General features: G+C 63.8%; 18 protein-coding genes. 5 read left to right on the top strand and 13 right to left on the bottom strand.

The features are described 5' to 3' along the window. The first annotated feature begins 184 nt into the window (after positions 1-184). From tkt to FM101_RS14705, 5 genes are all read left to right on the top strand, one after another. On the top strand, positions 185-2296 hold the full coding sequence (gene tkt / locus FM101_RS14725) for a transketolase (protein WP_087001000.1): 2112 nt from the start codon (positions 185-187) through the stop codon (positions 2294-2296). Between the two features lie 108 nt (positions 2297-2404). Continuing rightward, entirely contained in the window at positions 2405-3529 is a 1125-nt protein-coding gene (gene tal, locus FM101_RS14720; RefSeq protein WP_087000998.1) for a transaldolase, read from the top strand. Continuing rightward, the gene (locus FM101_RS14715) at positions 3526-5154 is read left to right on the top strand and encodes a hypothetical protein (protein ID WP_087000996.1); all 1629 of its coding nucleotides are present in this window, start codon (positions 3526-3528) and stop codon (positions 5152-5154) included. The genes tal and FM101_RS14715 overlap by 4 nt, the downstream gene beginning before the upstream one ends. Before the next feature lie 67 nt (positions 5155-5221). Beyond that, entirely contained in the window at positions 5222-6784 is a 1563-nt protein-coding gene (zwf, locus tag FM101_RS14710) for a glucose-6-phosphate dehydrogenase (RefSeq protein ID WP_087000994.1), read from the top strand. Beyond that, a complete protein-coding gene (locus FM101_RS14705; protein WP_087001176.1) occupies positions 6781-7722 on the top strand; it encodes a glucose-6-phosphate dehydrogenase assembly protein OpcA in 942 nt (313 codons plus the stop codon). The genes zwf and FM101_RS14705 overlap by 4 nt, the downstream gene beginning before the upstream one ends. A 124-nt stretch (positions 7723-7846) precedes the next feature. Here the strand turns inward: FM101_RS14705 and secG are convergent, their stop codons facing one another. The 13 genes from secG to FM101_RS14640 form a co-directional block, all read right to left on the bottom strand. Continuing rightward, positions 7847-8098, bottom strand: a complete 252-nt coding sequence (secG, locus tag FM101_RS14700) for a preprotein translocase subunit SecG (RefSeq protein ID WP_087000992.1) — start codon at positions 8096-8098, stop codon at positions 7847-7849. A 33-nt stretch (positions 8099-8131) separates the two neighbouring features. Beyond that, a complete protein-coding gene (gene tpiA, locus FM101_RS14695; protein WP_087000990.1) occupies positions 8132-8947 on the bottom strand; it encodes a triose-phosphate isomerase in 816 nt (271 codons plus the stop codon). Between the two features lie 6 nt (positions 8948-8953). After that, positions 8954-10183 (bottom strand): phosphoglycerate kinase, encoded by a 1230-nt coding sequence (locus FM101_RS14690; protein WP_087000988.1) that lies wholly within the window; start codon positions 10181-10183, stop codon positions 8954-8956. Positions 10184-10209: 26 nt separating this feature from the next. Then, positions 10210-11220 (bottom strand): type I glyceraldehyde-3-phosphate dehydrogenase, encoded by a 1011-nt coding sequence (gene gap / locus FM101_RS14685; RefSeq protein WP_087000986.1) that lies wholly within the window; start codon positions 11218-11220, stop codon positions 10210-10212. Positions 11221-11483: 263 nt separating this feature from the next. After that, complete coding sequence (locus FM101_RS14680) at positions 11484-12113, bottom strand: superoxide dismutase (protein WP_087000984.1); 630 nt, start codon at positions 12111-12113, stop codon at positions 11484-11486. Positions 12114-12208: 95 nt separating this feature from the next. Then, complete coding sequence (gene whiA, locus FM101_RS14675; RefSeq protein WP_087000982.1) at positions 12209-13189, bottom strand: DNA-binding protein WhiA; 981 nt, start codon at positions 13187-13189, stop codon at positions 12209-12211. Positions 13190-13191: 2 nt separating this feature from the next. Further along, on the bottom strand, positions 13192-14247 hold the full coding sequence (locus FM101_RS14670; RefSeq protein ID WP_087000980.1) for a gluconeogenesis factor YvcK family protein: 1056 nt from the start codon (positions 14245-14247) through the stop codon (positions 13192-13194). A gap of 4 nt (positions 14248-14251) precedes the next feature. Next, positions 14252-15145, bottom strand: coding sequence for an RNase adapter RapZ (gene rapZ / locus FM101_RS14665; RefSeq protein ID WP_087000979.1), 894 nt, complete (start codon positions 15143-15145; stop codon positions 14252-14254). 35 nt (positions 15146-15180) lie between these two features. Continuing rightward, complete coding sequence (uvrC, locus tag FM101_RS14660; RefSeq protein WP_087000977.1) at positions 15181-17172, bottom strand: excinuclease ABC subunit UvrC; 1992 nt, start codon at positions 17170-17172, stop codon at positions 15181-15183. Between the two features lie 9 nt (positions 17173-17181). Continuing rightward, positions 17182-17850, bottom strand: a complete 669-nt coding sequence (locus FM101_RS14655; RefSeq protein WP_087000975.1) for a lysophospholipid acyltransferase family protein — start codon at positions 17848-17850, stop codon at positions 17182-17184. Beyond that, a complete protein-coding gene (locus FM101_RS14650) occupies positions 17851-18555 on the bottom strand; it encodes an HAD hydrolase-like protein (protein ID WP_087000972.1) in 705 nt (234 codons plus the stop codon). It abuts the gene before it with no gap. Between the two features lie 103 nt (positions 18556-18658). Further along, on the bottom strand, positions 18659-21526 hold the full coding sequence (gene uvrA / locus FM101_RS14645; protein WP_087001174.1) for an excinuclease ABC subunit UvrA: 2868 nt from the start codon (positions 21524-21526) through the stop codon (positions 18659-18661). Positions 21527-21658: 132 nt separating this feature from the next. Beyond that, complete coding sequence (locus FM101_RS14640) at positions 21659-22036, bottom strand: GntR family transcriptional regulator (protein ID WP_087000970.1); 378 nt, start codon at positions 22034-22036, stop codon at positions 21659-21661. Positions 22037-22066: the final 30 nt, after the last annotated feature.

Below are 22066 nucleotides of genomic sequence, written 5' to 3'. Positions count from 1 at the left end.
CGCGAACGGACCCGAAATTATCGGAACAAACAGGCCACGGACACCCGTGAAGCGTTATGGTTGAAGCGATGTGCCGGAGCGCTGGAGCTCAGTATTCTTACGTGGGCGTGCAGCATCTGCGCTTCCTCCGACTCCACTCTTCGGCACCGACCGCCAATACAGGACCAGAGAGAGGGGCCGCCTCGTGGCGCCACAGTCAGATGTTCGGGAATTGTCGTGGACGGAATCGGATCAGCAGGCGGTGGACAGCATCCGCGTCCTGGCGGCCGATGCGGTGGAAAAGGTCGGAAGCGGCCACCCCGGTACGGCGATGAGCTTGGCCCCGGCGGCCTATCTCCTCTTCCAGCAACACCTGCGCCATGACCCGGCCGACCCGCAGTGGATCGGCCGTGACCGGTTCGTCCTCTCCCCCGGCCACACCTCGTTGACGCTCTACCTCCAGCTTTTCCTCTCCGGTTACGGGCTGGAAATGAAGGACATCGAGTCGCTGCGCACGTGGGGTTCGCTCACCCCCGGCCACCCCGAGGTCGGCCACACCGCCGGCGTGGAGATCACCACCGGACCGTTGGGGCAGGGCCTGTCCTCCGCCATCGGTTTCGCCTATGCCCAGCGTCGCATGCGCGGCATGCTCGACCCGCAGGCGGCAGCTGGTACCAGCCCGTTCGACCACTCCATCTTCGCGATCGCCTCCGACGGCGACTTGCAGGAGGGTGTCACTTCCGAGGCTTCCTCACTGGCCGGACACCAAGAACTGGGTAACCTGGTCGTCATCTATGACGAAAACCACATTTCGATCGAGGACGACACGGACGTCTCCTTCACCGAGGACGTGCTTGGCCGTTACTCCGCGTACGGCTGGCACACCCAGCGGGTGGATTGGACCCGGACCGGTAACTACGTCGAAGACATCGAAGCCCTGCATCTGGCCATCAACGAGGCCAAGGCTGAAACGAGTCGCCCGTCGATCATTTCGCTACGCACCATCATCGGTTGGCCGGCGCCGACGAAGAAGAACACCGGCGGCATCCACGGTTCAAAGCTGGGCACCGAGGAGCTCGAAGCGCTGAAGAAGGAACTGGGATTCGACCCGGCCGCCCACTTCGCCCTCGACGACAAGGTGCTCGCCCACGCCCGAGAGGTCGCCGATCGCGGCGCCACCGCCCACGCCGAATGGCAGAAGGGCTTCGACGCGTGGAAGGCAGACAACCCGGAGAATGCCGCGTTGCTCGAGCGCATCCAGGCAGGGAAACTACCCGAAGGGTGGGACGCGAACCTCCCGGAGTTCGAAGCAGGTAAGGATCTGGCCACCCGAGCAGCGTCGGGCAAGGTCATCAATGCCATCGCCGATGTCCTGCCGGAGCTCTGGGGCGGTTCGGCCGACTTGGCCGGCTCGAACAACACGACCATCGAATCCGCGCCGTCGTTCATTCCCGAAACCAAGCAGACCGATTCATGGAAGGGCGACCCCTACGGACGTGTCCTTCACTTCGGCATCCGCGAGCACGCCGCAGCAGCGATCGTCAACGGGATCACCCTGGCCTCGCCGACCCGCGCGTTCTCCGGGACATTCCTGATCTTCTCCGACTACCAGCGTCCGGCCATCCGTCTCTCGGCACTGATGGGCGTGCCGTCCATCTACGTGTGGACCCACGATTCCATCGGTCTGGGCGAAGACGGGCCGACCCACCAGCCGGTCGAGCAACTGGCCTCCCTGCGGGCCATCCCGAACCTCGACGTGGTCCGTCCGGCAGATGCCAACGAAGTGTCTTGGGCTTGGAAGACGGTTCTGGAGAACACCTCCAACCCCGCAGGACTGGTGCTCTCACGTCAAGGACTGCCGGTCTACGACAGGAGCCAGCCAGGATTCGCCCCGGCTTCCGGCGTTGCACAGGGAGGGTACGTGTTCGTTGACGCCATGCGCGACGGTCAGGTCGTGGACCCGGATGTGGTGCTGATGGGCACCGGATCCGAAGTCCAGCTCGCCGTCAATGCCCGCGAGGCGCTGGCCGAAGAAGGCATCGCCGCCCGCGTGGTCTCGTTGCCCTGTGTGGAGTGGTTCAACCGTACGGATCAGTCCTACCGCGATTCGGTCCTCCCGCCATCGGTGAAGGCCCGAGTCAGTGTCGAGGCAGGCGTGGCCCAGGGCTGGCGCGAACTGGTCGGCGACGCCGGCCGGATGGTCTCGCTGGAACACTTCGGTGCCTCCGCCGACTATAAGCGCCTCTACACCGAGTTCGGTATCACCGCCGAGGCGGTGGCACAGGCTGCCCGCGACTCGATCAGCGCAGCGAAATAACCCGATGCCGGTCGGTCACGAAAAAGTGGCCGACCGGTTTCCGTTCCCGTGACCCGAACCCGCAGGAACGGCCCAAAACCTCATTTCCCTCCTGGAAGGATCCATCTCATGAGCAACCCCAACACCCAGGCCCTCTCCGACGCCGGAGTCTCCATCTGGCTCGATGACCTCTCCCGCTCCCGCCTGACCTCGGGATCGCTGCAGAAGCTCATTGGCGAACAGAATGTGGTCGGCGTGACCACGAACCCCTCGATTTTCGCCGCTGCCCTGTCCAAGGGCGATGCCGATTACACCGAGCAGGTGGCCGAACTCGCCGCTGCGGGCGCCGACGTCGAGGAAGCCGTCTTCCAGATCACCACCCAGGACGTCACCCAAGCCTGCGATCTCTTTGCCCCGGTGGCCACCGCCAGCAAGGGCATCGATGGGCGGGTCTCGATCGAGGTCGACCCGCGTTCGGCGCATGACGCGGCAGCCACCATTGCCGAAGCCAAAAAGCTCTCCGCCAAGGTGGATCGCGAGAACGTCTTCATCAAGATTCCTGCCACGCTCGAAGGACTTGAGGCCATCACGGCAACGCTGGCCGCCGGCATCAGCGTCAACGTCACGCTGATCTTCTCGCTCGAACGGTACCGTGCAGTCATCAACGCCTTCCTCTCGGGCATGGAGCAGGCGAAGGAGAACGGCCACGATCTCTCCAAACTCCACTCCGTTGCTTCCTTCTTCGTCTCGCGTGTCGACACCGAAATCGATAAGCGTCTCGACGCCATCGGAACCGAGGAGGCCACCGCGCTCAAAGGCAAGGCCGGTTTGGCCAACGCCCGGCTGGCTTACCAGGTCTTCGAAGAGGACTTCTCCTCCGAACGCTGGAGCGTCCTGGCTGCTTCCGGTGCAAGGCCGCAGCGGCCGCTGTGGGCCTCCACCGGGGTGAAGGATCCTTCGCTGCCGGACACGTTGTATGTGACCGGGCTGGTGGCACCGCAAGTCGTGAACACGATGCCAGAGAAGACCTTGAACGCCGCATCGGACCACGCCGAGGTCACCGGCGACACGATCACCGGCACCTACGACGAGTCGAACCAGGTCTTGGATTCCCTCGCGGGCCTGGGCATCGACTACAACGATGTGGTGCTCCTGCTGGAGAACGAAGGAGTGGAAAAGTTCGAGGCGGCCTGGATTGAATTGCTCGCTGATGTCCGCCACGCACTGGAAGCAGCAGGAAAGGCATCGGCATGAGCGCCCTAGGGTTCACGGCCACCGGAGCCGCCCAAGCTGCCATCCAGGCCCATGTGCCGGGCCTGGTCGCCGAGAAGGTCGCTTCTCGGATCGCAGCCAAGGACGACACCCTCTGGGGTCCCGATGCCCAGTCCGAGGCGTCCAAACGCCTCGGTTGGGTCGATCTGGCCGAGACCTCTCGTCCCCTGGTTGAGCCGATCCTGGACTTGCGCCGAGAATTGCAGGCCGACGGGATCGACCGCATCGTCTTGGCGGGCATGGGCGGCTCTTCCTTGGCACCAGAGGTCATCACCGCCACCGCCGACGTGGAACTGATCGTCTTGGATAGCACCGACCCCGAGATGGTCGGGAATGCGCTGACCGATCGGCTGGCGACCACGGCCCTGGTGGTCTCCTCCAAATCCGGTTCGACCGTCGAAACAGATTCCCAGCGCCGTGTCTTCTCGCAGGCGTTCGAGGACGCCGGCATCGATCCGGCATCGCGCATCATCGTGGTCACCGACCCGGGTTCGCCGATGGACGAAGCCTCCCGCAAGGCTGGCTACCGTGCGGTCTTCAACGCCGATCCCAACGTGGGTGGACGGTATTCCGCGCTGACGGCGTTCGGACTCGTTCCTTCGGGGCTGGCCGGTGTCGACATCGCGACCCTGCTCGACGAGGCGGAGGAAGCCGCGGAGTTCCTGGCGGACGACGACGAAGACAATCTGGGTCTAGCACTGGGTGCCGCCTTGGCCGGAACCACGCCGCTGCGCAATAAGATCGTCTTCGTCGACGAGGGCTCCGGAATCGTCGGCTTCGCCGATTGGGCCGAACAGCTCATTGCCGAGTCCACCGGCAAGCACGGGACCGGGCTGCTGCCGGTTGTCGTGGAACCCGGCGCCGAGGAGACAGTCCACCAGGCCGACGACGTATTGCTCGTCCATCTGGTCTCCGACGATGAAGACCCGGTCATCGCGACCCAAGGACACCATGTGTATGTTGCTGGTTCGTTGGGAAGCCAGATTCTGTTGTGGGAGTATGCCACGGTCGTCGCCGGCAAACTGTTGGGTATTGACCCCTTCGACCAGCCCGATGTGGAGGCGGCGAAGATCGCTGCCCGTGGGTTGCTCGACGCTACCCCCGAACCGGAGGCCGCCCAGCTGGTCGATGGCGATATCGAGCTTCGGGCTACCGAGGGCCTGCTCGAAGGGGCGGCAGGTGTCACCGATGCCGTGGCTAACCTGCTCGCCGCACTGCCTGCCGATGGCTACCTGAGCATCCAAGCGTATGTGGATCGCATCGGTCACGCCGATCTGGCGACCCTGCGTGAGGACCTGGCGGTGGCATCGAACCGTCCGACGACGTTCGGCTGGGGACCACGTTTCCTGCACTCCACCGGACAGTTCCATAAGGGAGGACCCCGCATCGGGGTGTACCTGCAGATCACCGCCGACTCGGATACCGATATCAGCATTCCCGATCGTCCGTTTACGTTCGGTGAGTTGATCGCCGCCCAGGCCACCGGTGACGCCCAAGTGCTCGCTGACAACGGCCGTCCGGTCCTGCGCCTGCATTTGGGGTCCCGGGACGAAGGAATCCGCCAGTTGCGTGCCGCGATCAGCGCACTGCCCGGAATCCACCAGTAGCATCGGGACAGCGGGCGGCCCCTGAGGGCCGCCCGCTCCCCCGCTCTTTCACCACAGAAAGCACCCCATGGCAGATACCAGCGCGCATAACCCCCTGCGCGATCGTCGGGACCGCCGCCTGAACCGAATTGCCGGGCCATCTGCCCTCGTATTCTTCGGTGTCACCGGCGACCTCGCCCGCAAGAAGCTCATCCCCGCCGTCTACGACCTTGCCAACCGCGGGCTCCTCCCGCCCAGCTTCGCCGTCGTCGGTTTCGGTCGCCGCGACTGGTCACCCGAAGACTTCGTCGCCCAGGCCAGGGAATGGGTTGTGGCCAGCGCCAGGACCCCTTTCAACGAAACGGTCTGGGCTCAGCTCTCCGGAGGTTTCCGCTTCGTCACCGGTGGTTTCGGAGATGAAGAGGCCTACGAACGTCTCGGGGAAACCCTGGATGAGCTCAAGGTTTCGCGCGGGACCCGTGGGAACCACGTCTTCTACCTTTCGATCCCCCCGAACTCCTTCGAGCAGGTCTGCGAACAGCTCTCCCGCCATGGTCTGGCCCAGGACGAGCAAATCCTCACGGACTCAGCCGAGGAGCAGGCCCCCTGGCGCCGCGTGGTCATCGAAAAGCCCTTCGGTCATGATCTCGAATCGGCTCGCGAACTGAACACCATCGTGGAGTCGGTCTTTCCGCCCGATGCTGTCTTCCGCATCGACCACTACTTGGGCAAGGAAACCGTCCAGAACCTGTTGGCACTTCGTTTCGCCAACCAACTGTTCGAACCGCTGTGGAACGCGAACTACGTCGACCATGTGCAGATCACCATGGCCGAAGACATCGGTATCGGGGGCCGGGCAGGCTACTACGACGGCGTCGGTGCCGCCCGCGATGTCATCCAGAACCACCTGCTCCAACTCCTGGCCCTGACCGCCATGGAAGAGCCGATCTCCTTCAACGCCGAACATCTGCGGGCCGAAAAGGAAAAGGTCCTCGCAGCCGTCAAACTTCCCGAGGATCTCTCACGTCATTCCGCCCGCGGGCAATACACCGGCGGTTGGCAGGGGGGCGAAGAAGTCACCGGATTCCTCGACGAGGAGGGTTTCAACCCTGACTCGCAAACGGAAACCTATGCGGCCATCCGTGTGGACATCAACACCCGCCGCTGGTCGGGAGTGCCCTTCTACCTCCGGGCTGGCAAGCGTCTGGGCCGACGGGTGACCGAAATCGCCGTCGTCTTCAAACGTGCCCCCAACCTGCTCTTCCGGGACAATGCTTCGGAAGAATTCGGTCAGAACGCAGTGGTCATCCGTGTGCAGCCCGACGAAGGCGCCACCATCCGATTCGGTTCGAAGGTTCCGGGCACCCAGATGGAGGTCAGGGATGTCACCATGGACTTCGGCTACGGACACTCCTTCACGGAGTCGAGCCCCGAAGCCTATGAGCGCCTGATCCTTGACGTGCTCCTGGGCGAGCCGCCCCTGTTCCCGCGGCACCAGGAGGTCGAGCTGTCCTGGAAGATCCTCGACCCGTTCGAGGAATACTGGGCCGGGCTGAATGAACAACCCGAACCCTATGCCCCCGGAAGCTGGGGGCCGAGTTCGGCCGATGAACTGCTGGCACGAGATGGAAGGACGTGGCGGCGGCCATGATCGTAGACCTGCCGAACACCACCACTTCGAAGGTGGCCAAGAAGGTCATGAACCTGCGTGAAACCGGCGGCGTCGTCGCCTTAAGCCGGGTGTTGACGCTGGTGGTCGTGACCCAGTCGGGGTTCGAGGAGGAGGCCATCGCCGCGGCCAATTTGGCCAGCCGTGAACACCCGTGCCGCATTATTGTCGTGGTCGAGGGTGCCACGGGTGCGCCCACCAGCCTCAGCGCCCAGATTCGGGTCGGTGGAGATGCCGGCGCTTCGGAGGTCATCGTCCTCCATGCCGACGGCGAACTGGCCACGGCCAACGAATCACTGGTCAACGCACTCCTGCTGCCCGACGCCCCCATCGTCGCCTGGTGGCCCCATGGGATGCCCGAATGCGCGTCGGAAACGGCCATCGGTAAAATCGCCCACCGCAGGATCACCGATAGCCGGACAGCGGATGAGCCCCAAAAGGCACTCTTCGCGTTGGCGAAAAGCCATGTGGCCGGCGATACCGATTTGGCGTGGACCCGGTTAACCCTCTGGCGGGCCCAGTTGGCGGCGGTGCTGGATCAACTCGACGCCGGACAGCTGACGGCCGCCACGGTCAAGGGTTCCTCGTCGAGTCCCAGCGTCCTGCTCCTGGCCGCCTGGTTGACGCTCCGCCTGGATATTCCGGTCACGATCGCCTCCTCGTCCAACGGGACAGGAGTGCGCAGCGTACGTTTCTCGCGGGACGACGGCGACGTCGTGCTGACCCGCCCGCATGACGACGTGGCTGAGCTGTATCAGCCGGGACAAGCGGTCCAGCGGGTCTCCCTGCCGCGGCGCAATACCTCCGCCTGCCTCTCGGAAGAACTCCGTCGTCTGGACCCCGATGAAGTCCTCGGCGAGGTCCTGCGTGAAGGCCTGGCCCAAACCAACCTACGCTCCGTGACCGCCAGCGAACGCTGAGCGGGACGGCGAACCAGAGAATGCCGAAGAGGCGGCTTCCCCGTGGGGAAGCCGCCTCTTCATGGTTTTTATGGCGCTCAGCACCGGTCCTGGGGACGGGATGCCACCGCAGGGACTCGGTGTCCTAGAGCTCCGAGCTGAAGCGCATGATGATGCCCAGAGCAATGATGACGGCACCCCAGGACACGCCAAGGACAACAGTGATCCGGTTGAGGTTCTTTTCGGCCACGCCTGAGGACCCGAGACTGGTGGTCATACCGCCGCCGAACATGTCCGACATGCCGCCTCCGCGCCCTTTGTGGAGCAGGATCAGCATGACCAGCAACAGGCTCACGAGACCCAACACCACCTGCAGGACAATCTTGAGTGTGTCCACTACTACCTTTCGGTCGAGAACGGCCGCAGCCGGTTAGTCCGTCACCAGATGATGCTCGAACCTAATAATGTTAGCAAATTCCGCGGCGTCCAGGCTGGCACCCCCCACGAGCAGCCCGTCGACATCGGCGCCACGCATGATTGCGGCGGCATTCGCGGCCTTGACTGAGCCACCATAGAGCAGGCGGATACCTGCTGCCGTGTCGGCGTCGTAGATCTTGACGAGCTCGGCGCGGAGCGCGGAGGCCATCTCCTGGGCATCCTCGGGACCGGCGACTTCTCCGGTACCGATGGCCCACACCGGTTCGTAGGCCACGACGAGGTGGGCGGCCTGGGCGGCATCCAGCCCGGCCAGGGATGAACGCAACTGCTCGAGCGTGTGCTCGACATGGCGTCCGGCCTGCCTGACCTCAAGCCCCTCACCGACGCAGAGCACCGGCACCATCGAATGCCTGTAGGCTGCCGCAACCTTGCGGGACAACAGCTCATCGGTTTCGCCGTGGATGGCCCGGCGTTCGCTATGCCCGACCAGGACATACCGTGCCCCGAGTTTGGAGAGGAAAGCCCCTGAGATATCCCCGGTGAAGGCTCCGGAATCTTCGGGTGAAAGATCTTGGCCCCCGTAGACGACCGGCAGGTCGTCGCCGGCGACCAGGGTCTGGACGCCGCGCAGATCGGTGAAGGGAGGGAAGACGGCGACCTCGACCCGGTTGAAGTCGTGTTTGGCGTCCTCGAGCGTCCACGCCAGTTTCTGCAGCAGCGTGATGCCTTGAACATGGTCCATGTTCATCTTCCAGTTGCCGGCAATCAGCGGCTTTCGGTCGAATTGGCCGTTGGTGGAGGTGGTCATAGGTGGCTAGTTCCCTTCGAGCGCAGTAAGTCCGGGCAATTCCTTGCCCTCCAAGTATTCGAGGCTGGCCCCGCCTCCGGTGGAGATATGGCCGAAGTCATCGTCGCTGAAGCCCAGCGTACGTACGGCCGCAGCGGAGTCCCCTCCGCCGATGACGGAGAAGGCTTCGGAATCGGCCAAAGCCTGAGCCACGGCACGGGTTCCCCCGGAGAAGGCCTCGAGTTCGAAGACGCCCATGGGGCCGTTCCAAAAAACGGTGTTCGCGGAGCGGATGTAGCTGACGAATGCCTCACCCGAGGCCGGGCCTATATCGAGGCCCAGTCCGCTGGCACCGAATCGTCCGCTGTCGATTGCATCGGCGGGAAGTACCTCGTGTTCGGCATCCGGGCCGAATTTAGAGGCGACGACCACGTCGGTGGGCAGGATGATGTCGCAGCCGGTTTCCTTGGACCGCGCCAGGTATCCACGCACGGTTTCCAGTTGGTCTTCCTCCAGCAGGGATTTCCCGACCGGGTAGCCCATGGCCGCGAGGAAGGTGAAGGCCATGCCCCCACCGATGAGCAGGTGGTCGGCGCGCCCGAGGAGCTGGTCGATCACCGCGAGTTTGTCAGAGACCTTAGAACCGCCCAGGACGACGACGTAGGGCCGCTGTGGAGCTTCGGTGAGCTGGCGGAGGACTTCCATCTCGGTCCTGACCAGATCTCCCTGATACGCGGGCAGTAGCTGGGCAATATCGACCACGGAGGCGTGCTTGCGGTGCACGGCACCGAAGGCATCATCCACGTAGGCGCCATGAGCACCGGTCAAATCGGCCAGTTCACGAGCGAAGGAGGCCCGTTCGTCGTCGTTTTTGCTGGTCTCGCGAGGATCGAACCGGACGTTCTCCAAGATCAGAACGGCCCCGTCCTGCAACCCGGCAGCGAGTTCGCGGGCGCTGCTACCCACGACGTCCTGGGCGACCTCGACGTCGAAATCGGCGAGCTCGGCCAGCCGGTCCGCCGCAGGCCGGATGGAGTACTTCGGATCCGGGGCGCCCTTCGGACGACCCAGATGGGCCATCACCAAGACCCGGGCACCGGCCTCGGAGAGTTTCGCGAGGACGGGAAGGGACGCGCGGACGCGTCCGTCGTCGGTGACGGTGGAGCCATCAAGCGGCACGTTCAGGTCGCTACGGACCAGAACGTGCCGCCCACGGACACCATCGGCGAGCAGATCGTCGAGAGTGTTGGAAGTCATGACTTCAGGCTATCGGATCGTCGTGACTATGCCAGCTTCGATCCGACGTATTCGGTCAGGTCCACCAGACGGCTGGAGTATCCGAATTCGTTGTCGTACCAGCCGATGACCTTCACGGTGCTGCCGATGACCTTGGTCAGCGGTGCGTCGAAGATCGTCGAATGCGGGTCGGTGACGATATCGCTGGAAACAATCGGATCTTCGTTGTACTTCAGGTAGGGGGCCAGCGTCCCCTCCTCGGCAGCAGCGCGGAAGGCCGCGTTGACTTCCTCGACGGTGGTTTCGCGGGCCAACGTGACCGTCAGGTCGGTGGAGGATCCGGTCGGGACCGGAACGCGCATGGCGTAGCCGTCGAGCTTGCCCTTGAGCTCGGGCAGGACCCGGCCGATGGCCTTGGCGGCACCGGTCGAGGTGGGGATCATGTTCAGCGCTGCGGCCCGGGCCCGGCGTGGGTCCTTATGGGGGCCGTCCTGCAGGTTCTGATCGGCGGTGTAGGCGTGGATGGTGGTCATGAGCCCGTCGACGATGCCGAACTGGTCGTTGAGGACCTTGACCATGGGGCCGAGGCAGTTGGTGGTGCAGGAGGCATTGGAGATGATGTCGTGGTTCGCCGGCTCGTAGAGGTGGTCGTTGACACCCATCACGATCGTGATGTCTTCGCCCTTGGCCGGTGCGGAGATGATGACCTTTTTGGCTCCGGCTTCGAGGTGCTTGCGGGCGCCTTCGGCCTTGGTGAAGCGGCCGGTCGATTCGATGACGACGTCTGCTCCGAGTTCGCCCCAGCCCAGGTTGGCAGGATCCTTCTCGGCGAGGATGCGGATGTGGTGTTCACCGACGACGAGGTCTTCACCATCGACGGAAACGTCTTCGGAGAGTCGGCCGAGGACCGAATCGTATTTCAAGAGCATGGCCAGGCTGTCGATATCTGCCAGGTCGTTAATGGCGACGATCTCGATATCTGCCTGGTTCATGAGCGCGGCGCGCAAGTAGTTGCGGCCAATACGTCCGAAGCCATTGATGCCAACACGGGTAGTCACGTGAATATTCTCCTTGCCGGAAGGTAGCCATCACCGTGCTCCGGGTTAAGGAGATCAAGACGCGGGGATGGCAATGGAAATTTTGCGACACCCCGTTGTGTCTTCGGCCTGTGGGCCGGCCGGTTCAGCGGGCTCCCGTCCCGGGGAAAACCGGATACGGGGCCCGCTCGAGCCGTTGGTAACATCTTACGCCATGAGGCGTCCGATGTGTGAGGAAAGTTACCTGCTCGTTTCCCCGGGTCCGCGGACCCGGGGAAAACCTGCTACTTTCCCGGAACGATCAGTGACTTCGCGCCGGAGCGCGCAGCCGCGAACCGAGCCGATACGTCGGCCCAGTTCACGATGTTCCAGAACGCCTTGACGTAATCGGCCTTGACGTTGACGTAGTCCAGGTAGAAGGCGTGCTCCCACATATCCAGCATCAGCAACGGGGTGGTACCCACCGGGACGTTGCCCTGCTGGTCGTAGAGCTGCTCGATGACCAGGTTTTCGCCGAGGCCCTCGAAGGCCAGCAGCGCCCAACCCGAGCCCTGCAGGCTCAGCGCGGCGTTGGTGAAGTGGTTGCGGAAGGCATCAAACGAGCCGAAGGCGTCGTCGATGGCTGCTGCGAGCTCGCCCTCGGGCTTGTCTCCGCCTTCTGGGGACAGGTTCTGCCAAAAGATCGAGTGGTTGGTGTGCCCACCGAGGTGGAACGCCAGATCCTTGGACAGCTTGGGGATGTTGCCGTACTCGCCCTTCTCGCGGGCCTCAGCCAGCTTATCCAGCGCGGTGTTGGCTCCTGCAACATAAGTCGCGTGGTGCTTGCTGTGGTGCAGCTCCATGATGCGCGCGGAAATGTTCGGCTCCAGCGCCGCGTAGTCATACGGCAGGTCAGGAAGTTCGTACTTCGCCATGATCTCCTCCATTTATCTCTCACATGCCCGTTCAACGGGCATGCTGGTGGGTAGTGCTTCCCGTGCCTCGCGGCGACGGAAATCCAGCGGCTTGATCAGCCGTCGAGCATATCTGCGGTAACGCTGGCCTCCGTGCCGGGTATTCCCAGCTCGGCGGCACGGCGGTCAGCCATCGCCAACAACCGACGGATCCGTCCGGCAATGGCGTCCTTGGTCATCGGCGGGTCGGCCAGATGGCCGAGCTCGTCCAGGCTGGCCTGTTTATGGGCCACCCGCAGTGCACCTGCGTATTGCAGATGGTCCGGGACATCGTCCCCCAAAATCTCCAAGGCCCGTTCAACTCGGGCGCCCGCAGCCACCGCGGCTTGGGCGGAGCGGCGAAGGTTGGCGTCGTCGAAGTTCGCCAAACGATTGGCGGTTGCCCTGACCTCCTTGCGCATGCGGCGTTCCTCCCACACCAATAAGGTGTCGTGGGCTCCCATACGGGTCAGCAACGCAGCGATGGAATCGCCGTCCCGGATGACGACGCGGTCCACTCCGCGTACTTCCCGTGCCTTGGCAACGATATCCAGCCGTCGGGCCGCCCCCACGAGGGCCAGGGCCGCCTCGGGTCCCGGGCAGGTCACTTCCAGGGCCGAGGAACGGCCGGGCTCGGTCAGCGAACCATGGGCGAGGAAGGCCCCGCGCCAGACGGCTTCCGCGTCGGCGGTGGAACCATTGACGATCACTGACGGCAGGCCTCGCACGGGGCGTCCTCGACCATCCAGCAAACCGGTCTGGCGTGCCAGCGATTCCCCGTCGCGAACCACCCGGACGACGTACCGGCTTCCCCGGCGCAGTCCCCCAGCGGAGACGACGATGATTTCTGCGGTATGCCCGTAGACCTCTGAAATGGCCTGACGCAGGCGGCGTGCGGTCGCAGCTAGATCGACTTCCGCCTCGATGACGATGCGCCCCGAAATGATGTGCAGTCCCCCGGCGAAACGTAGGGTCGCCGACACTTCGGCTTTACGTACGGAGGACTTCTTGACGTCCAGCCGGGACAGCTCGTCCTTGACCGAAGCGGTCAGTGCCATGGCTATTCTTCCTCACGTCGCGTTGTATTGCGGGCAAACGCCTCAAAGACATCCTGATACTCCGCCGCGAGCCGCAGGGGCTCGTGGACGGCACGGTCATGCCCAGTAGCCACCTTACCGAAAAAGCACTCGGCACCCAGTCTGCGGGCTGCCGCCCTGAAGGCCTGTTCGTCGTCGACGGATGAAGGATCGGCCAGAACAGCGTCAATTCTCAGGTCGGGAGCGTACCGCGCAATCACGTCCAGATGAGCGGCAGCGGTCATTCCCGAGGTCTCTTGGGTGTCAGTGACCAGGTTCATCGTCAAGAGTCGCCGAGCGGGGGTGTTCTGCAGTGCATCGCGCATTTCGGGCAGCAGCAGATGCGGAAGGACCGAGGTGTACCAGGAGCCGGGCCCCAGGATGACCCAGTCAGCCAATTCAATGGCGTCCAGCGCCTCGGGACAGGCCGGTGCGTCGGAGGGCGACAGTGCAACATTGCTGACCAGGGTGTCGTTCCCGGCTTCGGCCAACGCCGCCTGACCGTGGATCCGCCGCCGCGATAGGCTTCCGCCTTCGGTAGTGGTGAGGACTTCTCCCGAAATATTTAGTGGCACGGTGCTCATCGGCAGCACGGCGCCCCGAGCGCCGAGCAAGGCACCAGCCCAGCGCAGTCCCGCCACGGCATTGCCCAACAGCTCCCAGAGGGTCACGATCAGCAAGTTTCCCACCGCATGGTTTTCCAGCGACGTTTCGACTCCTTCGGAGCCGACGAAACGGTGTTGCATGACGTCGCGCCAGGTACGGCCCCAATCTGATTCGTCACACAGGGCGGCCAGGGCCATCCGGAGGTCCCCGGGCGGCAACACGCCGAGCTCGCGGCGGAGCCGGCCGGAGGATCCCCCGTCGTCGGCCACGGTGACGATCGCTGTGATGTCGTTCGTCAGTCGTCGGAGAGCCGATAGGGAAGCTGAAAGTCCATGGCCTCCCCCGAGGGCGGCGACTCGCATGGTCGTCATCTCGTCTCCCGCCCCTACCGGGCGGGGTGGGAGCATCGGCATCTGTCCCGTGAGGAACGTCATGGCCTTACTCCCGGCCCAAGTCGCGGTGGTTGACCATGACCGTGACGTTGGGGACCTGTCGGAGTCGGCGGGCCATTTCTTCGGTCACGGCCACCGAGCGGTGTTTACCGCCCGTGCACCCGATGGCAATCGTGGCGTAGTGCTTATTCTCCCGGCGGTACCCCTCGAGGACCGGCTCGAGCGCTTCAAGATAGTGGAAGATGAAATCTGCGGTGCCGTCGGCTTCGAGGACGTAGTCGCTGACGACCTTCTCCTGGCCGGTATGCGGGCGCAGTGCGGGCACCCAATGCGGGTTCGGGATGAACCTGACATCTGCCAGGAAGTTCGCGTCGGTCGGCAGCCCGTATTTGAAACCAAAGCTCATGACGTTCAGGCGCAGGACCACCGGTCCCGAATCGGAGAAGAGTTCGATGATCGACCGCCCGAGGGCATGAACGTTCAAGGGTGTGGTGTCGATGACGATCTCTGCGTGGTCCTTGATTTCCTTCAAGACCTCGCGCTCTGCGGCAATGCCGTCTGAAATCCGTCCGTCGCCTTGCAACGGGTGGGGTCGACGTCCCTGTTCGAAGCGGCGGATGAGCAGCTCATCGCTGGCGTCGAGGAACAACACCCGGTATTCAACGCCTGCGGCACGGAGTTGGCCCAGGTTCTCCCGCAGTGCGGCAAACAGTTCCCGACTTCGCACGTCCATGACAACGGCGAGCTTCGGGATGGACCCGGGGTTGCGGGCCACCAGGTCGGTGAGGGTTCCCAACAGCTGCGGCGGGAGGTTCTCCACCACGTACCAGCCTTGGTCCTCCAAGGCGTGTGCTGCCGTGGTGCGGCCGGCACCTGACATGCCGGTCACGACCAGCATTTCTGATTCTTCGGGCTTGACGGGGCTCAGCTCGATACTCATGGTTCCAGTCTAGTCGTGTTCCGACACGCTCGTTCTCAGTCGAGCAGCTCGCCGGTGGTGGTGTTCACCGCCGGGGTGGCCCCGTCGTCGTCCTCCGGGGTGTTGTCGGGGTCCTGAGGCGGGGCCAACGCTTCGACGAGGTGTCCGGCCAGTACTGCCCCGACGCCCTTCACCTCGGTGAAATCTTCGACGGTCGCAGCCCGCATACGCTTCAGCGAACCGAAATGTTTGATCACCGCTTGGCGTTTGGCCGGCCCCAAGCCGGGCACTTGGTCCAGCAGGGAGGAGATCATCGAGGAACTGCGTTTCTGCCGGTGGAAGGTGATCGCGAAACGGTGGGCCTCATCGCGGATGCGTTGGAGCAGATACAGCCCGTGGGATGCCCGTGGCAAGACCACCGGGAAGGGATCCTCGGGCAGCCACAGCTCCTCGAGGCGCTTCGCCAAACCGGCGACATAGACGTCATCGATTCCCAGGTCTTCGAGCGCCCGGACGGCAGCTGCAACCTGTGGCGGACCGCCGTCGACCACGACGAGGGACGGAGGGTAGGCAAATTTTTTCGGCGGGGCCTTCTCGCCCTGTTCCTCGATGCTGATCTCTCCGGAAATCACCGGGGCCATGGCCGCCTGGTCCTCGAGGTAGTGGCGGAATCTGCGGGTGATGACGTCATACATCGATGCCGTGTCATCCCGGGCCGCTTCACCGCTGATGGAGAACTTGCGGTATTCGGACTTCTTGGGCATGCCGTCCTCGACCACCACCATGGAGGCGACGACGTTGGTGCCCGAGACGTGGGAGATGTCGTAGCACTCGATGCGCATCAGCGGCACCGGCAGCGACAGGGCCTCCTGGAGTTCCTGCAGGGCGGCACTACGCGTGGTGATATCGGCGGCGCGGCGTGATTTATGCAGTCGGAGGGACTGTTCGGCGTTCTCCTTCACGGTGCCCATCAGCGTGGCCTTCTCACCGCGTTGCGGGACCCTCAGGTTCACGGCGCTGCCGCGCAGGCCGCGTAGCCAGGTGGCCAGTTCCTGAGGGTTCTCCGGTTCCACAGGGACCAGAACTTCCCGGGGGATCCGATCTCCACCGGTGTTCTCCCCATAGACCTGTTGCAGGAGGTGCTCGATGAATTTGGGGCCGTCGGTTTCCTCGACCTTCTCCACGACCCAGCCTCGTTGCCCACGGATCCGACCGTTACGCACATGGAAGACTTGTACCGAGGCTTCGAGGTCGTCTTCGGCCACGGCGAAGATATCCGCTTCGGTATCCTCCGAGAGGACGACGGCGTTGCGTTCGAACACGCGGCGCAGGGCAGCGATGTCATCGCGGAGCCGAGCCGCCTGTTCGTAATCCAGTTCGGCGACGGCGGCCTTCATCCGGCCCTCGAGGTCACGGATGAACCGGGTGCCTTCCCCTCCCATGAACTGGCAGAGTTCCTCGGCCAGTTTCCGGTGGTCTTCGGGGCTGATCCGTCCCACGCAGGGGGCCGAACATTTTCCGATGTCGGCCAGCAGGCAGGGGCGTCCGGTCAACTGTGCTCGGCGGAAGACCCCGGGGCTGCAGGTGCGGACCGGGAAGACCCGCAGGAGGGTATCCAGCGTTTCGCGGATGGCCTTCGCCGGATAGAAGGGGCCGAAGTACTTCACGTCCTTCCGCCGGTCCCCCCGCATGACCTGGGCCCGCGGGAACTTATCGCCCATCGTCACCGCCAAGTACGGGTAGGACTTATCGTCGCGGAACATGATGTTGAACCGCGGGGCGTATTCCTTGATCCACGTGTACTCGAGCTGCAGGGCCTCGAGTTCGCTGCCCACCACCGTCCATTCGACACTGGCCGCGGTGTGGACCATGGCATGGGTTTTGGGGGCCAGCGTTGCCGGATTAGCGAAATAGGAGTTCAGCCGTGATCTGAGATTTTTGGCCTTGCCGACATAGATGACCCGTGTGCTGGGGTCGCGGAAGCGGTAGACGCCGGGAGAAGTGGGTATCTCGCCGGTCCGCGGACGGTAACTGGTGGGATCGGCCATACCCCAACGCTACTCCGCCGGCGGCGACTGGTTGTAGTTGCCTGACCGTTCCTGGCCGCTGAGTTCGGCGATCGCCTCGACGATCGCGTCGGTGGCCTGACGTCGTTGCGGCAGGGGGTGCTTCCGCCCGACATGTTCGAACTGCAGGGGCTCCCCCACCGACAGCGTGAACTGATGCGGGACGATTCTGTTGCTTCCCGCAGCCTGCAGACGCTCGGTGCCAATCAGGCCCACGGGCACCACCGGCGCGCCCGTGGAAAGGGCCAGCCAGCCCACACCCGTTCTCCCCCGGTACAGCCGGCCGTCCCGTGAGCGAGTTCCTTCGGGATAGATCCCGACCCCTTGGCCCGATTCCAGCAGGTCCACCAGGGAGTCCAATGCGGCGACGCTGGCTGCCTGTTCCCCGCGTTCCACGGGGATCGAACCCACGGACTCGAAGAAGGCCTTCATCGCCCGGCCTTTCACTCCCGGCGTGGTGAAGTATTCGGCTTTCGCGAAGAAGGCGACCGGGCGCGGGCAGATCGCCTGAATGATGATGCTGTCCAGAAACGACAGGTGGTTGGAGGCGATGATGAACGGGCCCTCGGTGGGCACGTTCTCCAACCCGGTAATCGTTGGGCGGCAGAGCGTACGGATCGTTGCGCGAAAACCGGCGCGGACACCTTCGAACATCCCCATCTAGGCGGAAGCCCCCCGGTGTGTTCCCGCGTCGATGGCGGCGGAATCAAGGAGGTGCCCCAGTTCCTTGGGAGAGTGAACGACGGCGACTGCACCCGCCGCTTCCAGTTCGCCTGCTGCGGCGAAGCCCCAGGAAACGCCGATGGCTTTCAAACCGTTGTTCCGGGCGCCTTCGACGTCGTAGAGGCGGTCCCCGACCATGACGGTGTTCTCGGTTCCCCCTCCGCTGGCCTGCAACGCGGCAGCCACGATCCGGGTTTTCCCGGCAGTCGCCGGCGATCCGGAAATCTCTTCCGGCGCCGAACCGTGGATGGAATCGAAATACACGTCGAGACCCTTGGCGGCCAGGAGCCGTCGCGCCAACGGTTCGGGTTTGGAGGTCGCGACGGCGAGCCGGCACCCTGCCTCGCGGAGATCATCCAGCAAGGCAGGAATTCCGGAATAGACCCGGCTGGCGTCCAAGCCGTGGGTCTCGTATTCGGCCCGGTAGTCGGCAATGACTCGTGGCAGGAGTTCCTCGGTCATTCCGGGCAGCGTCAGCAGCCCGATGGCCAACGGAGGGCCGACGAGCAGGTTCAACGCTTCATCGCCCGGGTGCTCCAGCCCGTTGAGTTGAAGGGCGAGTAAGATGCCTCCGGTGATGCCACCGGCGGGGTCCACGAGGGTGCCGTCGAGGTCAAAAAGCACAGTGCGGGCAGGAATCATCACCGGAATATTGTTGCATGAACCACCATGAGTCCACGGCAGGCATGCCCACCGCGGCATACTCCCGGGGTTCCCCTGCGGCGTCCGGACGCCGCAGCGGAGCTTAGCCCAGCACCTCTGCCAGGAACCTGCCCGTGTGGCTGGCTTCGACCTTCGCGACCTGTTCGGGGGTGCCCTGGGCCACGACCTGTCCCCCGCCATGACCGCCTTCGGGGCCGAGATCGATGACCCAGTCAGCGCTCTTGATCACGTCGAGGTTGTGTTCGATCGTGATCACGGTGTTGCCCTTGTCGACCAGCCCCTGAAGAACCAGGAGCAACTTGCGGATGTCCTCAAAGTGCAGACCGGTGGTCGGCTCATCGAGGACATAGATGCTGCGCCCGTTCGAACGCTTCTGCAGTTCCGAAGCAAGCTTCACCCGTTGCGCCTCGCCGCCGGAAAGGGTGGTGGCCGGCTGACCCAGTCGGACGTACCCCAGACCCACATCCACCAGCGTTTTCAGGTGACGTGCGATCGGTGTGAAGGCGGCGAAGAACTCGGCGGCCTCCTCGATCGGCATGTTCAGCACATCGGAGATCGACTTGCCCTTGTACTGGACCTCGAGGGTTTCACGGTTGTACCGGGCCCCGTGGCAGACCTCGCAAGGCACATACACGTCGGGCAGGAAGTTCATTTCGATCTTCAGCGTGCCGTCACCTGAGCAGGACTCGCAGCGGCCGCCCTTCACGTTGAAGGAGAAGCGCCCCGGCAGGTAGCCGCGCACCTTGGCCTCATTGGTCTCGGCAAAGAGCTTGCGGACATGGTCAAAGACGCCGGTGTAGGTCGCCGGGTTGGAGCGGGGGGTCCGACCGATCGGGCTTTGGTCCACGTGGACCACCTTGTCGAGCTGGTCCAGGCCCTCGACCCGGGTATGCCGCCCGGCCACCTGTTTGGCCCCGTTGAGCTGATTGGCCATCACCTTATAGAGGATGTCGTTGACCAGCGTGGACTTGCCGGATCCGCTCACACCGGTGATGCCGGTGAGGACACCGAGCGGGAACTTCACGGTCACATCCTGCAGGTTGTTTTCCCGGGCGCCGACGACGGTGACCTGGCGTTTGCGGTCGATCTTGCGGCGTTTGGCCGGCAATTCGATCTTGCGCCGTCCCGCGAGGTAGTCGCCAGTCATCGAATCGGTATTGGCCAGCAGGCCTTCCAACGAGCCTGAATGCACCACGGTGCCTCCGTGTTCACCGGCGCCGGGGCCCACATCAACGATCCAGTCGGCCTGGTGGATGGTGTCTTCGTCATGCTCGACGATGATCAAGGTGTTGCCCAAATCGCGCAGACGGTTCAACGTCTCGATCAGCCGTCGGTTATCGCGCTGGTGCAGACCGATGGAGGGCTCGTCCAGGACGTAGAGGACACCGACCAGTCCCGAACCGATCTGGGTGGCCAAGCGGATACGTTGCGCCTCCCCACCGGAGAGCGTGCCGGCGGCCCGTTCGAGGTTCAAGTATTCGAGTCCGACGTCGAGGAGAAAGCGCAGCCGGGCCTGGATCTCAATAAGTACCTGGTGGGCGATCTGCTTTTCTCGTCCCGACAGGACCAGGGCGTTGAGGAAGTCGGCGCATTCGCGCATCGGCATGGCGGAAACTTCGGCAATGGACTTGCCGTTGATCAGTACCGATAGCGAGGCAGGGTTCAGCCGGGCACCGTTGCACACGGGGCAGGGGATCTGCCGCATGTATTCCTCGTACCGGTCCCGGGCGTGATCGGATTCGGTTTCCAGGTGCTTGCGGTGGATGTACTGGATGACGCCTTCGAAACCGGTGCTGTATTTGCGTTCGCGTCCGAAGCGGTTGCGGTACTGGACGACGACCTTATGGTCCTTGCCGTTGAGGATCGCGTCACGCTGGGTATCGGTGAATTTGCGCCAGGGGGTATCCAGGTCGAATTTCAGGTCATCGCCCAGACCCTTCAGGAGCCGGTTCCAGTACTGCGTGGTGGCAACGCCCAGCGACCACGGCGCAATGGCCCCTTCCGCCAACGTCTTGCCGGGGTCGGGGACGACCAGGTCTTCGTCTACCTCCAGTCGGGTGCCGATGCCGGTACATGCGGGGCAGGCGCCAAAGGGATTGTTGAAGGAGAAGGACCGCGGTTCGACCTCATCAATGGCCAGCGGGTGCTCGTTCGGGCAAGCCAGGTGTTCGGAGAAGGCCCTGACCCGTGCGTCGTCTTTCTCTGGAAGGTCAACGAAATCGGCGAGCACGCGGCCATCGGCCAGACCCAGAGCCGTTTCGATGGAGTCCGTCAACCGTTGACGGATGCCATCCTTGGCGACGAGCCGGTCAATGACGACCTCTATGGTGTGTTTGTACTGCTTGCCCAGCTTCGGCGGATCACTGAGCTGGATGGTGTCCCCGTCGACCCTGGCCCGTGCGTAGCCTTTGGCTGCGAGCTCTTTGAACAGGTCGACGAATTCGCCCTTACGTGAGCGGACCACCGGAGCGAGGACCTGGAAGCGTGTCCCGTCCTCGAGCTCGAGCAGCTGGTCCACGATGGCCTGCGGCGTCTGCCGGGTGACTGGCTCATGGCACACCGGGCAGTGCGGGTGGCCGACACGAGCCCACAACAGGCGCATGTAGTCATAGATTTCGGTGATGGTCCCGACCGTCGAGCGCGGGTTCTTCGACGTCGACTTCTGGTCGATCGAGACTGCCGGGGACAGTCCTTCGATGAAGTCCACGTCCGGCTTATCGACCTGGCCGAGGAACTGGCGAGCATAGGCGGACAGCGATTCGACATAGCGGCGCTGGCCTTCGGCGAAGATCGTGTCGAAGGCCAGCGAGGACTTACCCGACCCCGAGAGGCCGGTGAAGACGATCATCGCGTCCCGCGGCAGGTCAAGGTCCACGTTGCGCAGGTTATGTTCCCGGGCACCCTTGACGAGAAGGCGTGACCGGTCATGTGCACGCTCAATGGATTCCATGGAAACGCTGGGAACGGATTGCAATTCGCTGGAGGAAATAGCCACGGATCCAGAGTAGTCGAACTTGGCGTCGAACACACGTTCGAAGGGCAAGGTTTTACCCGTGTTTCAGCGGGTTTGCTCCTGAGGTGTTCACTGCACGCGGAAGGCTGCCCGCAAAAATTCAACGGCACGGTCCTCGCCGACGCCCCAACTTTTGGCTTCCGTCGCCAATTCCTGGGCCGCTGAAGCAAGCCTGCGGTCCCCCTCGGAGCCCGTAGCCAGCACGACGGTTCCGTGACGTCCGCGGGTTTCAACAGCCCCTGCTTGTTCAAGTTCACGGTAGGCCCGGGCGACCGTGTTCACGGCAACACCCAGACGTCCGGCGAGCGCCCGCACCGAAGTCAGCCGGGTTCCCGGGACCAGCCTCCCCGAGCCGATAGCTCCGAGGATCTGCTGGCGGATCTGGTCGTACGGGTTCGCCGGCCCGTCCTTGCTGATGGCGACAAAGTCCAAGACGTCGTCATTCACTGGGTCTCCTTGGGGATCCGGGCCGGTCGC

Origin of the sequence: Arthrobacter rhombi, from assembly GCF_900163545.1 — a bacterium.
Lineage (GTDB): Bacteria > Actinomycetota > Actinomycetes > Actinomycetales > Micrococcaceae > Arthrobacter_H > Arthrobacter_H rhombi_A.
Note: the sequence above shows the minus strand (reverse complement) of the source record. Positions and strands in the feature narration are given on the sequence as shown.

Coding starts and splice junctions, on each gene's coding strand:
- whiA (WP_087000982.1), bottom strand. CDS start 13,189: ATGGCACTGACCGCTTCGGTCAAGGACGAGCTGTCCCGGCTGGACGTC.
- uvrC (WP_087000977.1), bottom strand. CDS start 17,172: ATGGCCGATCCCACCAGTTACCGTCCGCGGACCGGCGAGATACCCACT.
- tpiA (WP_087000990.1), bottom strand. CDS start 8,947: ATGACCACCTCCACCAACGGCCAATTCGACCGAAAGCCGCTGATTGCC.
- zwf (WP_087000994.1), top strand. CDS start 5,222: ATGGCAGATACCAGCGCGCATAACCCCCTGCGCGATCGTCGGGACCGC.
- FM101_RS14680 (WP_087000984.1), bottom strand. CDS start 12,113: ATGGCGAAGTACGAACTTCCTGACCTGCCGTATGACTACGCGGCGCTG.
- rapZ (WP_087000979.1), bottom strand. CDS start 15,145: ATGAGTATCGAGCTGAGCCCCGTCAAGCCCGAAGAATCAGAAATGCTG.
- FM101_RS14670 (WP_087000980.1), bottom strand. CDS start 14,247: ATGACGTTCCTCACGGGACAGATGCCGATGCTCCCACCCCGCCCGGTA.
- FM101_RS14715 (WP_087000996.1), top strand. CDS start 3,526: ATGAGCGCCCTAGGGTTCACGGCCACCGGAGCCGCCCAAGCTGCCATC.
- FM101_RS14690 (WP_087000988.1), bottom strand. CDS start 10,183: ATGACTTCCAACACTCTCGACGATCTGCTCGCCGATGGTGTCCGTGGG.
- uvrA (WP_087001174.1), bottom strand. CDS start 21,526: ATGGAATCCATTGAGCGTGCACATGACCGGTCACGCCTTCTCGTCAAG.
- tal (WP_087000998.1), top strand. CDS start 2,405: ATGAGCAACCCCAACACCCAGGCCCTCTCCGACGCCGGAGTCTCCATC.
- FM101_RS14655 (WP_087000975.1), bottom strand. CDS start 17,850: ATGGGGATGTTCGAAGGTGTCCGCGCCGGTTTTCGCGCAACGATCCGT.
- FM101_RS14705 (WP_087001176.1), top strand. CDS start 6,781: ATGATCGTAGACCTGCCGAACACCACCACTTCGAAGGTGGCCAAGAAG.
- FM101_RS14650 (WP_087000972.1), bottom strand. CDS start 18,555: ATGATTCCTGCCCGCACTGTGCTTTTTGACCTCGACGGCACCCTCGTG.